This window comes from Streptomyces hygroscopicus subsp. hygroscopicus, assembly GCF_001553455.1.
Classification (GTDB): Bacteria; Actinomycetota; Actinomycetes; order Streptomycetales; family Streptomycetaceae; genus Streptomyces; species Streptomyces hygroscopicus.
Genome location: NZ_BBOX01000112.1, coordinates 1 through 12,983 on the forward strand (window position 1 = coordinate 1; position 12,983 = coordinate 12,983).

Below are 12,983 nucleotides of genomic sequence, written 5' to 3' on the forward strand. Positions count from 1 at the left end.
GGGCACCGGGCGCGGGGCGCCGGGCGCGGGGCACCGGGCGCGGTGGCGGCGACGCTGACGCCGCCGTAAAGAACGGCCCGCCCACACGGCGAACGCCCGGGGACAGCCCCGAGGGCGACACCGGCCAGAGCGGCGGCCACGGCGGCGACACCGGCTCCGGCGCCACGTGGGCAGCCTTCCGTGCCACCCGGGACGGCCCCGTACGGAACCGGCGGGACCCCACACAGCGCCCACCAGCAGCGACAACCAACGCCGGACCGGACCGAACCAGACACGCACCCCACACCGGGCCACACACCCCCATGCCAACCCACGCACCCGGCACCGGGCCACCCACCCGTGGGACGAGCCAGAGCCCCCGTACGGAACCGGCGTGCCGGGCCACGAATCCGTGGGACAGGCCAGCCCCGTACCGAACCGGCCGGACCCCACACAGCACCCACCAGCAACGACAACCAACACCGGACCGAACCAAACCAGACACGCACCCGGCACCGGGCCACACACCCCACGCCAACCCACGCACCCCGTGCCAACCCACGGCACCCGTGCCAACCCACGCACCCAGCACCGACCCACGGACCCGGTACCGGGTCCGCGCGGGGCGGGAGTGGCCTCAGCCGGGTGCCAGCTCGCGGATCCTGCGCAGGCCGGCGGTGACATCCGCCAGGGTCGCGCAGTCCCCCACCGCCGCCCCGGCGGGCAGCACGAGGTCCGTCGGGGGGCGGCCGGTGGCGACGGCCTCGGCCAGGTCGGACAGCGCGGCGCGCAGCCGGGCCGCGAGGGCGGGATCGGGGTGCGGGGCGCCCTGGTCGAGCCGTACGCCGCAGGCCGTGGCCGCGTCCACGATCTCCTCGAGCGCGAAGACCACCGGCGCCCATGCCGCCAGGTCCCGTCCGAAGGGCGGGTGTTCGGCGCTTGCCACCTCCACCGCGCGGCGGGCGTCGGCGAGGGCGCGGTACGCCTCGCGGCGCAGCCGCAGCCGGGTGGCGTGCGCCGACCCGGCGGTCAGCACCTGGTCGAGGTGGTCGCGGGTGGCGCGGACGGCGAGCGACAGCCGCACCGACACCTGGGCGCGCGGTCCGCCGAGTCCGGGCAGCGCCCCGGCGGCCAGCACCACGCCGCAGGCCAGCAGCGTGTCGGTGAGCCGGGTGAAGCCGGGGTCGGTGTCGCCGCCGAGGTAGACCAGGGAGAGCAGCAGTGGTGTGAGCACGGCGGTCTGGAGTGCGAAGTGGCGTACCGAGACGGGGATCAGCGCGGCGCAGACCGCCGCGACGGCGACCGGCCAGAGGCCGGGGGCGCCCCCGTCGGCGAGCAGTGTGGCGAGCGCGCCGAAGACGGCCACGCCCACGGCGGTGCCGAGGGCGCGGGAGAGGGCACGGGAGACCAGTGGGCCCATGTCGGGCTTGACCAGGAAGGCGGCCGTGGCGGGGAGCCAGTACCAGTGCGCGCCGGGCAGTTGCCGGGCCAGCACGGTGCTGACGCCGACGCACAGGGCCACCCGGGCGGCGTACTCCCGGCCCGCCGGGCCGAGCGCGCGGCGCAGCCGCTGCCGGTGGCCGGGGCCGACGGCGCCGACGGCGGGCGCCGGTTCGCCGTCGAAGACCCGGGCGGCGAGCAGCACGGCCCGGTGCACGCCGATGTTGCCCGCGGTGTCGGGCACCGGGGCGGGCAGTCGGCCCGGTGGCAGTCCGGTCCGCACCGAGCGGGCCAGCTGGGCGGGGGTGCGGGCGATCCGGCCGGGCACCGGTTCGCCCTCCCACAGCAGGGTCAGGACGGCCTCGCTGAGCGCTCCGGCCACCGCCAGCCGGTCGCGCAGCCGTCGCTCCTCCTCGTCCGGGCGGTGGCGGGGCAGCCGGTGGGCGTAGAGGGCTTCGTACGCGGCGTCGTAGGCGGCGGTCAGCCGGCGCCGGGCGGCCTGGCCGCCGTCGGTGCCGACCGCCGCCATCAGGTCGGCCAGCGCGTCGTACACGGCGGCCACCGCGGCTCGTTCACCGGAGGGCACGGCCCGGCCCGCGGGGAGGGCGCGGGGCAGCGGCGCGGCCATGGCGATCACCCATGCGGCGCCGACGAGCAGCAGGCCCGCCCGGACCGGCGGGGGCATCGGCAGGGGCATGCCCGCGCCGACCACGGCGGCCACCATCAGCTGCACCCCGGCGGAGGAGCTGACCGGGCCGATGGCGCTGACCGCGCCGGAGACCAGTCCGACGGCGGCGAGCGCGAGCGCGATCCACGCCCCGAGGCCCAGGGTGCCCAGCCAGGCGCCGGCCAGCAGTCCGGCGGCCCCGGCGAGGGCGGGCAGGCCGATGCGCACCGGCCGGGTGGCGCGGGTGCCGGGACGGTCGTTGATGTGGGCGAACATCGCGCCCAGCCCGGCGACCACTCCGAACGGTGGGTGTCCCGACGCGACGCCGGCGGCCACCACCGGACCCACGCCCAGGGCTCCGCGGACCACCGCGGCCCAGGGCACCGGGCCCCGCAGCGCCCGCATCCCGCGCAGGGGGTGCGTCAGCCAGTCGGGCGGTGCGGAGAGCGTGCGCAAGGATCCTCCGTGAGGTGGAAATCGGGGGTCTCTCCGACCGTACGGGAGCAATGCGGAACTTTCGTAACCTGCGTATTTCCGCCATGTGAGGCGGTCGTGCCCGGTCCCCCGCCGGTGCGGTCCGCGCCCCGGGAGCCCGGGTGTGACCTGGCGGTTTCAACAATCCCTTCGGGCCGACCGACCGCCTTCCGTGCGGCGCACTTGCCAGGCTCATATGTCCCACGGCATGGCCAGCTTCTTGCGGAGCGTGTTGTGCTGGATACGCAGGAGAACTAGCCTCCGTTCCGCTCGTTACCGAACATTCGTCTGGTAACCGCCTTCCCGTTGATCCCCCATCGTCGGAGAACACTCATGCAGGTGACCGTGCATCAGGACAAATGCGTCGCCTCGGGGCAGTGCGTACTCGCCGCCCAGGACGTGTTCGACCAGCGGGACGAGGACGGTGTCGCCGTCCTCCTGGACGAGCGCCCGCCGACGGAGCTGCACGACGACGTCCGCCAGGCGGCCGCCGTCTGCCCCGCCCTGGCCATCACGCCGGCCGGCTCGTGAGCACACCGCGGAACGTCGTGGTCGTGGGCGCCTCGGTCGCGGGGCTCACCACGGCCGTCACGCTGCGCACCCTGGGGTACGACGGACGGCTCACCCTCATCGGCGACGAGCCGCACACGCCCTACAACCGGCCGCCGTTGTCCAAGCAGATCCTGGCGGGCACCTGGGAGCCGGACCGGATCAAGCTGCGCACCGACGAGGAGCTGTCCGACCTCGACGCGCGGCTGCTGTTCGGCAGGTCCGCCACCGGCCTGGACACCGCCACCCGCCGGGTGACGCTGGACGGCGGCGACAGCGTCGGCTACGACACCCTGGTCATCGCCACCGGTGTCACCCCCAACAGCCTGCCCGGCGCCCACCACCTGGCCGGGGTGCACCTGCTGCGCACGCTGGACGACGCCCTCGCCCTGCGCGCCGATCTGCGCCACCGGCCGGATGTGAGGGTGGCGGTGGTCGGCGCGGGCTTCCTGGGCTCGGAGGCCGCGGCGGCGGCCCGCAGGATGAAGCTGGACGTCACCATGATCGACCCCCGGCCGGTGCCGATGCGGCGGCAGTTCGGGGACCGGATAGCCGCCCTCGTCGGGCGGCTGCACAAGAAGAACGGCGTGTCCATGCGCTGTGGCACGGGGGTACGGCGGTTCTTCGAGTCCGGCGGCCGGGTGACCGGTCTGGAGCTGACCGACGGCACCCTGCTCGGCGCCGATGTCGTGGTGGTCGCCATCGGCTCCGTCCCGGCGATCGGCTGGCTGGCCGGATCCGGCCTGGAGCTGGGCAACGGTGTCGAATGCGACCCCACCTGCCGGGCGGCGCCCGGTGTCTACGCGGCCGGGGACGTCGCCTCCTGGCACAACGACCACTTCGGCTGCCGGATGCGGCTGGAACACCGGCTGAACGCGACGGAGCAGGCCCAGGCCGTGGCCCGCAACGTGCTCGGCGAGAACCGGCCGTTCGCCCCCGTGCCGTACTTCTGGACCGACCAGTACGACGCCCATATCCAGGCGTACGGCATCTTCCCCGCCGACGCCGAACTGGCCGTGCTCCACGGTGAGCTGGAAGGCGGCCACTTCGTCGTCGCCTACGGCCACGCGGGGCGGGTGGTCGGGGTGCTCGGCTGGAACAGCCCGTGCGAGCTGCGCAGACTGCGGCAGCTGGTGGTCGACCGGGCGCCGTGGGCATCGGTCGCGCCCACTCCGCCGGCGGTATGGACCGGCCGACACCTCTCGGCCAGTATCCGGTGACCGCGCGGTCAATTCCCGGCCATGCGCACCGGCGAGCCTGGCGGGGTGCTGGTCCGTCGCCTTCCCGTCGTTCTCCTCCACGGTGCGTCCCTCGCTCCCCGGCACTGCCGGCTCCTGGGGTGCGCCGGGTCGGTGGCCCTGGCGGCGGGCGGGGCCACGGCCGGGGCGCTGCCCGTCGGGGACGTCCTCACCCCTGACTCCGGGAGAGCGGCACTCGGGCTGGTCAGCACCTACTTCGGGCTGGTGCTGCTGGTCGCGGCGTGGTGGCTGCTGGGGCGCGGGGTGCGCGGGCCCCGGCCGCCCGCCCCCCGCTCCCTGCTGCTCACGCTCGCTCTCTGGGCGGCTCCCCTGCTGCCCGGACCGCCGCTGTTCAGCCGGGACGTGTACAGCTATCTCGCCCAGGGCGCCATGGTGCACGCCCGTATCGACGTCTACACCCACGGGCCGATACGCCTCGGCGGGCCGCTGGCGGCCGAGGTGGCGCCGGTGTGGCAGCACACCCCGACGCCGTACGGCCCGGTCTCGCTGGCCTTCGAATCCGCCGTCGCCCACGCCTCGCGCGCCGAACCGTCCCTCGGGGTGCTGGGGCTGCGGCTGATCGCGCTGCTCGGGGTGGCGCTGATGGTGCTGGCGCTGCCCGTGCTGGCCCGCCGCTGCGGCACCGATCCGGGCGCCGCCCTGTGGCTGGGGGCGCTCAACCCGCTCGTGCTGCTGCATCTGGTGGGCGGGGCGCACAATGATGCCGTGATGCTCGGGCTCCTCGGCGCCGGGCTGGTGGCCGCCACGGGTCGGTGGCCGGCCTGCGGCTCGGTGCTGGTCACGCTCGCCGCCCTGGTCAAGGCTCCGGCCGCGCTGGGGCTGCTGGCGGTTGCCACGCTGTGGGCGCGCCGGGTGGAGGGCCGCGCCCGCCGGGCCGGAGCCGTCGCGGCCACCGCCGCGCTCGCCCTGGCCACCACCGGTGTGGCGACGGCCGTCACCGGCACCGGCTACGGCTGGATCGCCGCGCTCAGCACCCCGGCCTCACCGGACAACTGGGCGCTGACCAGCACCCTCGGCCGCGCCACCGGCGCCCTGCTGGCGTCCGCCGGCAGCGGTCTGGCTCCGCTGGCCGCGCCCGTCTGGCGTGCGCTGGGGCTGCTGGCCACCGCCGTGGCCATAGCGGTCGCCTGGCTGCGCCCGCCCCGCCCCCGGCCCGTGTACGCGCTGGGGCTGAGTCTGATGGCGGTGGCCGTGCTGGGCCCGGCGATCCGGCCCTGGTACCTGCTGTGGGGGCTGTTCGTGATCGCGGCGGCCGGGCCCGGGGGCACGGTGCGCAAGGCGGTGGCGGCCGGGAGCGGGGTGCTCGCGCTGGCCGTGCCGCCCAACGGGTTCGCCCCGGACCCGCGGCAGCTGGCGTTCGCCGTGTGCGGGGGCGCGCTGGCGATGTGCGCGCTGTGGTGGGCACGGCACACCCCGGGGCCGGCCGCCGGCGGCGCGCTCCCCGCCGTGCCCGGCGGCCACCGATCGGGGCGTTCGGCATGACGGGGCCCACCACAGCCCGCGGACGGCTGGCGGTCGCGCTGGCCCTCACCGCGGCCGTGACGCTCTTCCTCGCCTTCGTGCCGCTGCACCGGGACTGGTTCGACCTGAACGTCTACTACGGGGCCGTGGAGCACTGGCTGCGCGGCGGCCGCCTCTACGACTTCACCATCCCCGGCTCGGACGGGGCGGACTACGGTTTCACCTATCCGCCCTTCGCCGCGCTGTGCATGCTGCCGCTGGCCCTGTTCGACTGGCCGGCCGCGATCGCCCTCAGCGTGGTGCTCAACGCGGCCGCCTCGGCGGCCCTGCTGACCTGGCTGATCGGCCCGGTCGTCCGGCGGCGCGGCTGGGACAGGTGGTTCGCCTTCGTGGTGGCGGCCTGTCTGTTCGCCCTGCTGGAGCCGGTGCGGGACACCTTCAGCTTCGGGCAGGTCAACCTGGTGCTGCTGGTGCTGGTGTGCTGCGACGCCCGGCTGCTGTCCACCGGGCACGGCCGGTTCGCCGGCTGCGGCATCGGGCTGGCCGCCGCCGTCAAGCTCACCCCGGCGATCTTCATCGGCTATCTGCTGGTCACCCGCCGGTGGCGTCCCGCCGCGACGGCCACCGGCACCGCCGCGGCCGCCACCCTGCTCGCCCTGGTGGTGGCGCCGGGGGCGTCGAAGACCTACTGGACCGAGGCGCTGTGGGACACCGACCGGATCGGGGTGCTCAGCTACGTCTCCAACCAGTCGTGGGAAGGGGTGCTGGCCCGGCTGGTCGATCCGGTGCCGCCGAGCGGCCTGCTGTGGGGGCTCGGCGTGCTCGCCCTGCTGGCCGTATGGGCGTACCGGGTGCGCCGGGCGGTGGCCGCCGGGGACGAGCGGGCCGGTTTCGCGCTGACCGGTGTCGCCGCCTGTCTGATCAGCCCGATCACCTGGGTGCACCATCTGGTGTGGCTGATTCCGGCCCTGGCGGTGCTGCTCGACAGCGGGCTGCGGCCGGACGTCCCGCCGGCCCGGCGCAGGCTGCTGCTCCCGGTCGGCGCGGCGGTGTACGCGCTGTTGTGCAGCAGTGTGGTGTGGCTGTGGCGGTTCGACGCCACGGGGGTGAGCGGCTTCCTCGGCAGCAACGCGTACGTGTGGGTCTGCCTCGGGTTGCTGATCGCGCTCCCGCTGCGCGGTGCGCGTTCCGCGGAGATGCTGAACCCACAGCCGTATCCGGCACGTACCCCATGAACAGGAGTGTCCGGACCGATGCCGAACGCGATGCCGTGCCCCACCGGGCAACCGCTGGACCAGCCCGTGGAGCGGGTGGAGCAGCCCGTGGAGCGGGCCGGGCCCGGGCCCCCGCGCCGGCGGCTCCCGCTGCGCCGGATCCTGTGTCTGCTGCCGCTGCTCGTCGTCGGTGTCTGGGTGGTCCGGCACCGGTCGCTGATCGGCTCCGGCGCCCGTCAGACGCTCACCGCCGATCCGTACTGGCTGCTGGCGGCGGTGGCGACGACCGGGCTCGGCTGGGTCGCGGTGTCCTTCGCCCGGCAGGGCACGGTGCTGGAGCGGCTTCCGGCCGGGCGGCTGTTCGCCACCCAGTTCGCCGCGGGGGCGGCCAACCATCTGCTGCCGTCGGGGATCGGCGCCGGCGCGGTCAACATCCGCTTCATGACGGGCTGCGGGCTGCCGCCCGCCCGCTCCTCGGCCGCGCTCGCCCTGTACGTCCTGGCGGAGGCCGTCACCCGGATGGGGCTGCTGCTGGTGCTCTTCCTCGCCTTTCCCGAGGCGCTGCGGCTGGGTCCGCTGGTCCCGGAGTCGGTGAGCGGGATGGTGGTGGCCGGCGTGGTGGCGGGGGCCGGGGCACTGGTGGCCGGGGTGGCGCTGCTCCGTCCGGTGCGCCGGATCCTGGTGACGTTCGTGCGCACCGCGCTGGCCGACGCCCGTTCGCTGCACACCCGGCCGTCGCGGGCGCTGGCGCTGTGGGGCGGTTCGCTGGCGTTCCCGCTGCTGCAGGCGGCGGGGCTGGTGGCGGTCGCCCTGGCGCTGGAACTGCCGGTGCGGCCGGCGCATGTGGTGCTCGCGTATCTGGCCGCGACGGCGGCGGCCGCCGTCGTCCCCTCCCCCGGCGGTATCGGCTCGGTCGACGCGGCACTGATCATCGCGCTGGCCGCGGCGGGGGCGCCGGTCGACTCGGCCACCTCCGCGGTGCTGGCGTACCGCTTCATCACGGTGTGGCTGCCGCTGATCCCCGGGGCGCTGGTGCTGGGCGGCCTGGTGCGCTCGAAGATCGTCTGACCACGGGGTCAGGGACGGCGCAGGGTGAGGATGTCGTCGGGCCGCAGGCCGATGTGCGAGCCGAGCCCGGACCCGGCCCGGTCGAGGGTTTCGGCCAGCCATGCGGCGTCCGGGTGGCCGGTGTGCTCCAGCCGCATCCGCCGCGCCCGCAGCGGCACCATGCGCAGGCCCAGCAGCCGGCCGGTGTCCGCCTCCACCTCGGGGAAGTAGAGCAGCCGCAGATCGTCGCGGTACCGCTGGTAGCCGCCGATGCCCTCGTAGTCGTCGACCATGTCGCCGCAGCCGTAGAGGACGAGCTTGCCGCGGTACACCTCGAGGGGGCGGGGGTGGTGGGAGGAGTGGCCGTGGACGAGGTCGATCCCGCCGTCGATCAGGGCGTGGGCGAAGCGGATCTGGTCCGGTGGGACGTCGTATCCCCAGTTGCCGCCCCAGTGGACCGAGGCGACGGCGAGGTCGCCGGGCCGTTTCAGCCGCCGTACCCGGTCGGTGATCGCGGCCGCGCGGGCGTCCGTCAGATCGGGCAGGAAGTCGACCCCGGACCGGTCGTCCGTCGCGGCCCACCGGTCCGGGATGCCGCTGGAGGCGGCGCCGAAGGAGAACACCAGGACGCGGCGGTGGTCACCGGCCGGGACGACGGCCGGGCGGCGCGCGGCGGTCACGTCACGGCCCGCTCCGGCCACCCGGAGCCCGGCGGCGGCCAGGGTGTCGAGCGTCTCGTCCAGCCCGCGCCGGCCGCCGTCGAGCACATGGTTGTTGGCCAGCACGCAGACATCGGGGCGGACCGCGGTCAGGCAGGGGAGGTTGTCCGGGCTCATCCGGTAGTGGACGTCCTTCCCCGGGGCGAACTCACCGCTGCGGGTGATGCTCGTCTCCAGGTTGAGCACCCGCACATCGGGCGCCTCCTCGTCCAGTACCGCCAGGGCGTCCCCCCACGGCCAGGAGAAGGGCACCGGGCGCGGGATCGGGCCGTTCGCCTCCTCGGCCAGCTCGACATAGGCCCGGGCGTCGCGGATGAAGGGCTCCTGGAGCTCCGGGTCGCCGGGGTGCGGCAGGATCTGGTCGACCCCGCGGGCGAGCATCACATCGCCGCAGAGGAACAGCGTCACCGCCGGGGAGGGCATATCTCAACGATCGCACACCCCTCCATGAGTGATCCGTGGCTCCGGTGGGGACCCGGGGGTGTGGACACGGCAGGAGGTGCGGCGGATGAACGGCACGAGGACGAGCGAGAGCCCGCTGCGGCCCGGGGACCTGGAGGAGGCCGCGGCCCGGCTCTCGGCGGAGGCGGACCGGCTGCGGTCGGAGCTCGCCCGGGCCCGGGAGGCGGAGTCGGCGCTGCGCGCGGACTGCGATCTCGACGCCGCGGACACCGGCGCGAAGGCCATGACGCTGAACGAGCTGCGCACACGCGCGGAGAGCGACGAGGCGCTGCTGGAGCGGACCGTCGCGGCACTGGACCGGCTGCGCGGCGGGTCCTTCGGGATCTGCACGCGCTGCGGCCGGCCTCAGGGCCGGGAGCGGGCGATGGCCCTGCCCCACGCGGAGCTGTGCGTCCTGTGCGCGGAGGCGCGGGAGGCGGCAGGACCGGACGGATGAGGGGCCGCCGCGCGCAGGCGGCCGTCGCACGCGCGGCCACGGGCGGCGGGGCGCGGGTACTGGGGTCTGTGGTCTGAGATCAACCGGGCTGCCCGGCGGCGAGCGGCCTCTGCTGCGGGGGCACCTCCCCTCGGTGGCTGAAGCGGCATCGTAAGGCGGAGCGTCGTCCTCGTACGGGGCGTCCTAGTACGGGACGTCCTCGGGCGATGCGGCAACGCGGCGAGGCGCGGTGCCAGGCGCCGGGAGCAGGGCGTCCCCTGTGACGCCAGGCTGTGACGGCAGCCCCTAGGCGGCACGGGCGCCGACCTCCGCGCCCAGGCGGGCACAGGTGCGGCTGATCAGGCGGGAGACGTGCATCTGGGAGATGCCGAGCCGGTCGGCGATCCGGCTCTGGGTCTCGTCGCAGAAGAACCGCAGGTAGAGGATCTCCCGTTCGCGTGCGGGGAGCCGGCGCAGACACGGCTTGAGGGATTCGCGCTGCACGACCCGCTCGTAGGAGGGCTCGGTGGAGCCGAGGGTGTCCACCAGGGCGTAGCCGTCGTCCGCCCCGCGCAGCTCCGCGTCCAGCGACAGCGTCCGGAAGCTGTCCAGCGCCTCCATGCCGACGAGGACGTCCTCCTCGCTCAGACCGGTGTGCGCGGCGAGTTCCTTGACGCTGAGCGAGCGGCCGTCGGCGGAGCGGGTCAGATCCTGGACGGCGGCGCGGACCCGGTTGCGCAGCTCCTGGACCCGGCGCGGCACGTGCAGGCCCCACATGTGGTCGCGGAAGTGCCGCTTGACCTCGCCGGTCACGGTCGGCACGGCGTAGCTCTCGAAGGCCGAACCCCGGTCCGGCTCATAGCGCCTGACGGCCTTGACCAGGCCCACCATGGCCACCTGCCGCAGGTCTTCGGGGGCTTCGCCGCGGTTGCGGAACTGCGCGGCGATCCGTTCGGCCATCGGCATCCAGGCCCGGACGACCTCCTGCCGCAGACCGTCCTTCTCCGGCCCGTCGGGCAGGGTGGCGATCCTGCGGAACTCGGCCGAGGTGTCGGGGGCGTCGTCGTGCGAATGGCCGGGGTGTGCTCGGGGATGTGCTCGTGCGGACGTCATGAGCCGGTGTCTCCCTAGAGTTGTCGTCGGTGTCACCACAGGCGAACAATCCGGACAACTCAGACAAAAGTCATGACACGCCTTCCGCAGCCGGGCTGCTCCCGTGGCGTGCCTCCGGTCCGAAGCACACAGGGCGCGTGCCCGTCCTCGGCCCGGCGAAACGGGAATTGTGCGTCCCCGACCCCGGTTTTCCTCCGGGTGAGACTTTTGTCACCGGTCCGGGGCGAGCGGTGGGCCGCACGAGCGCGCGAACGGGCGCGTGGGCAGACCGGCGAGCAAACCCGCGATCACAATTTACGGAGGTTTTCCCGCTGTTTCGCCCAGGGGCCGTTGTCCGTACCGGCCTGGCGGAAGAGACTGCACCGGTTCCCCCCGCTCCCTTTCGGACGCCCAGGAGACCGGACTACATGACCTCCATAGACCGCAGAAGATTCATGCAACTGGCCGGCACCGGCACGGCCATGTCCCTGCTCTCCGCCAGCATCGCACGCGCCGCGGAGATCCCGGCCAACCGCCGGACCGGCAGTCTGCGGGACATCGAGCACATCGTGGTGCTGATGCAGGAGAACCGCTCCTTCGACCACTACTTCGGCACCCTGCGCGGAGTGCGGGGCTTCGGCGATCCGCGCCCGGTGCGGCTGCCCGGCGGGAAACCGGTGTGGCACCAGTCCGACGGCTCCAAGGAGGTCCTGCCGTTCCGGCCCGAAGTGAACGACCTCGGGCTGCAGTTCCTCCAGGACCTGCCGCACGGCTGGAGCGACGGCCACGCCGCGTTCCACGACGGCGCCTACGACAAGTGGGTGCCCGTCAAGTCGCCCACCACCATGGCGTACCTGACCCGCGAGGACATCCCGTTCCACTACGCGCTGGCCGACGCCTTCACCATCTGCGACGCCTACCACTGCTCGTTCATCGGCTCCACGGACCCCAACCGCTACTACCTGTGGTCCGGTTACACGGGCAACGACGGCAAGGGCGGCGGCCCGGTCCTGGACAACGCCGAGGCCGGTTACGGCTGGACCACCTACCCCGAGCGCCTGGAGCGGGCCGGGGTCTCCTGGAAGATCTACCAGGACATCGGCAACGGCCTCGACGCCGCCGGCGGCTGGGGCTGGATCGAGGACGCCTACCGCGGCAACTACGGCGACAACTCGCTGCTGTACTTCCACCAGTACCGCGACGCCAAGCCCGGCGACCCGCTGTACGACAAGGCCCGCACCGGTACCGACGCCAGGAAGGGCGACGGGTTCTTCGACATCCTGCGGGCCGATGTGCGGGCCGGGAGGCTGCCGCAGGTCTCCTGGATCGCGGCGCCCGAAGCGTTCACCGAGCACCCCAACTGGCCCGCCAACTACGGCGCCTGGTACATCGCGCAGGTGCTGGACGCGCTCACCTCCAACCCCGAGGTGTGGAGCAGGACCGCGCTGCTCATCACCTACGACGAGAACGACGGCTTCTTCGACCACGTGGTGCCGCCGTACGCGCCCGCGGCCCGGCGCGGCGCTTCGACCGTGGACACCACCGGGGAGCTGTTCGCCGGTTCCTCCGCACAGCCCCCGGGCCCGTACGGGCTGGGGCAGCGGGTGCCGATGCTGGTGGTGTCGCCGTGGAGCAAGGGCGGCTGGGTGTGCTCGCAGACGCTGGACCACACCTCGGTCATCCGGCTCATCGAGCGGCGCTTCGGCGTCGAGGAGCCGAACATCTCGCCGTGGCGGCGGGCGGTGTGCGACGACCTGACCGCGGCCTTCGACTTCTCCCGGACCGATGTGAAGGTCCCGGCCCTGCCGGACACCAGCGGCTACCGCCCCAAGGACAACGACCGGCACCCCGACTACGTGCCGGACCTCCCGGCGCACCCCTCCCTGCCCCGGCAGGAACCCGGACTGCGCCGGGCCAGGCCGCTGCCGTACGACCTGTCGGCCGATGCCACCACCACCGCCGACGGCGGGCTGCGGATCGACTTCGTCAACCACGGCCGGGAGGCCGGGGCGCACTTCCACGTGACCTCCATGAGCCACCCGGGCGGGCCGTGGGGCTACACCGTCGAGGCGGGCAAGCGGCTGTCCGGCGACTGGCAGCGCTCCTCGGCGGACCGGGGCGCCTATGACCTCGAGGTGCACGGTCCGGCCGGTTTCCTGCGCCGCTTCACCGGCCACGCCACCGGCAAGGGCCCGGAGGTGAGCG

Annotated in this window: 10 protein-coding genes; 7 read left to right on the forward strand and 3 right to left on the reverse strand. The window is 74.3% G+C overall.

The window, feature by feature from the left end; genetic code table 11:
- Window positions 1-616 precede the first annotated feature (616 nt).
- Window positions 617-2,542 carry an FUSC family protein gene (locus AXW62_RS12435; RefSeq protein ID WP_252368577.1) on the reverse strand — a complete coding sequence of 642 codons (1,926 nt, stop codon included), beginning with the start codon at window positions 2,540-2,542 and terminating at the stop codon, window positions 617-619.
- Between the two features lie 351 nt (window positions 2,543-2,893).
- On the opposite strand from AXW62_RS12435, the gene AXW62_RS12440 reads away from it, so the two are divergent.
- Genes AXW62_RS12440 through AXW62_RS12460 form a run of 5 tightly spaced genes read left to right on the forward strand, consistent with a single transcriptional unit; the run spans window position 2,894 to window position 8,111 of the window.
- On the forward strand, window positions 2,894-3,091 hold the full coding sequence (locus AXW62_RS12440) for a ferredoxin (protein ID WP_060944566.1): 198 nt from the start codon (window positions 2,894-2,896) through the stop codon (window positions 3,089-3,091).
- The gene (locus tag AXW62_RS12445) at window positions 3,088-4,329 is read left to right on the forward strand and encodes an NAD(P)/FAD-dependent oxidoreductase (protein ID WP_063767162.1); all 1,242 of its coding nucleotides are present in this window, start codon (window positions 3,088-3,090) and stop codon (window positions 4,327-4,329) included. The genes AXW62_RS12440 and AXW62_RS12445 overlap by 4 nt, the downstream gene beginning before the upstream one ends.
- A gap of 21 nt (window positions 4,330-4,350) precedes the next feature.
- Window positions 4,351-5,850: a polyprenol phosphomannose-dependent alpha 1,6 mannosyltransferase MptB gene (gene mptB, locus AXW62_RS12450; RefSeq protein ID WP_107406272.1), complete on the forward strand. Its 1,500-nt coding sequence runs from the start codon at window positions 4,351-4,353 to the stop codon at window positions 5,848-5,850.
- Entirely contained in the window at window positions 5,847-7,064 is a 1,218-nt protein-coding gene (locus AXW62_RS12455) for a glycosyltransferase 87 family protein (RefSeq protein WP_060944572.1), read from the forward strand. The genes mptB and AXW62_RS12455 overlap by 4 nt, the downstream gene beginning before the upstream one ends.
- Window positions 7,065-7,082: 18 nt before the next feature.
- Window positions 7,083-8,111: a lysylphosphatidylglycerol synthase transmembrane domain-containing protein gene (locus AXW62_RS12460; RefSeq protein ID WP_079115582.1), complete on the forward strand. Its 1,029-nt coding sequence runs from the start codon at window positions 7,083-7,085 to the stop codon at window positions 8,109-8,111.
- Between the two features lie 8 nt (window positions 8,112-8,119).
- Here AXW62_RS12460 and AXW62_RS12465 read toward each other — a convergent pair whose 3' ends face one another.
- Window positions 8,120-9,232 (reverse strand): CapA family protein, encoded by a 1,113-nt coding sequence (locus AXW62_RS12465; protein ID WP_060944567.1) that lies wholly within the window; start codon window positions 9,230-9,232, stop codon window positions 8,120-8,122.
- Between the two features lie 85 nt (window positions 9,233-9,317).
- Here AXW62_RS12465 and AXW62_RS12470 point away from each other — a divergent pair, with 85 nt between their 5' ends.
- Window positions 9,318-9,707, forward strand: a complete 390-nt coding sequence (locus AXW62_RS12470) for a TraR/DksA family transcriptional regulator (RefSeq protein WP_030825178.1) — start codon at window positions 9,318-9,320, stop codon at window positions 9,705-9,707.
- A 285-nt stretch (window positions 9,708-9,992) separates the two neighbouring features.
- Here AXW62_RS12470 and AXW62_RS12475 read toward each other — a convergent pair whose 3' ends face one another.
- The gene (locus AXW62_RS12475; RefSeq protein WP_060944568.1) at window positions 9,993-10,799 is read right to left on the reverse strand and encodes a SigB/SigF/SigG family RNA polymerase sigma factor; all 807 of its coding nucleotides are present in this window, start codon (window positions 10,797-10,799) and stop codon (window positions 9,993-9,995) included.
- A 407-nt stretch (window positions 10,800-11,206) separates the two neighbouring features.
- On the opposite strand from AXW62_RS12475, the gene AXW62_RS12480 reads away from it, so the two are divergent.
- Window positions 11,207-12,983 (forward strand): phosphocholine-specific phospholipase C (locus AXW62_RS12480; RefSeq protein WP_060944573.1); only part of this gene is annotated, 1,777 nt, incomplete at its 3' end.